The organism is Gluconobacter potus (genome assembly GCF_015244705.1).
In the GTDB taxonomy this organism is placed as follows: Bacteria; Pseudomonadota; Alphaproteobacteria; order Acetobacterales; family Acetobacteraceae; genus Gluconobacter; species Gluconobacter potus.
The window spans coordinates 1-792 of sequence record NZ_JABCQF010000059.1 but is presented as its reverse complement, the minus strand read 5'-3'; the positions used below and the strand labels follow the sequence as shown (position 1 = coordinate 792).

The 792-nt window shown below is 59.1% G+C and carries 1 protein-coding gene; it reads right to left on the bottom strand.

The annotated features are described in order from the left end of the window. Positions 1 to 697 (bottom strand): NAD(P)-dependent oxidoreductase (locus HKD31_RS15940; RefSeq protein ID WP_194265714.1); only part of this gene is annotated, 697 nt, incomplete at its 3' end. Positions 698 to 792 lie beyond the last annotated feature (95 nt).

The window sequence follows — 792 nt, the reverse complement described above, 5'->3', positions numbered from 1 at the left end:
GACTGGTATTGATGAGGATCGCCCCCTGCTTCAGGCGCGACAGGGCCGAAGCGTCAATCGTGGGACGACCACTTCCCTGTGCCGGGCGATGCAGGGAGAGGACATCGGACGCAACCAGAAGATCATCAAGGCTTTCCGCCCGTTCCACACCTGCAGCCCTGAAAACGTCTGCCGGAACACTCGGGGACCAGGCCATGACCTTCATGCCCAGGCCCTGCCCCGCAATCTGCGCAACATGCCGGGCAATGGCGCCGAAACCGACCAGCCCGAGCGTCCGCGTATGCAGTTCCAGACCTGGCCCCGTATAACGGAACTCCCAGTTCCCTTCCCGTACGGCACGATCTGCTTCGCAGATGCGGCGGACAACCGCCAGCAGAAGCCCTATGGTCATTTCCGCAACGGACCGACTGTTGGTATTAGGCGCATTCGTGACCAGAACCCCACGCGCCGCCGCCGCAGCCTTGGCAATCCGGTTCGTTCCCGAGCCATGGCATGAAATGATTTTCAGGTTCGGCGCAGCCTCCAGCGCGTCTTCACTGAACCCCAGATCCCGCGTGATGACCGCATCAGCATCCCCGACTTCACGAATAACGGCCTCCATTGTAGGTGCTGTGGCATAGCGGGTTCTGATCCCGGCATCATTCAGACATGTTACGGCATCAGGATGGATCTGTTGGGTAATGAAACACAGGCTCATGCGATTTATTTTCCACAGTCAGGGAACAGAACTCGCCGGATGATGGCATAAAGCCCCCTCTTGTCCATCTCCAAAGACCTTTCCGCAGGTCTGCT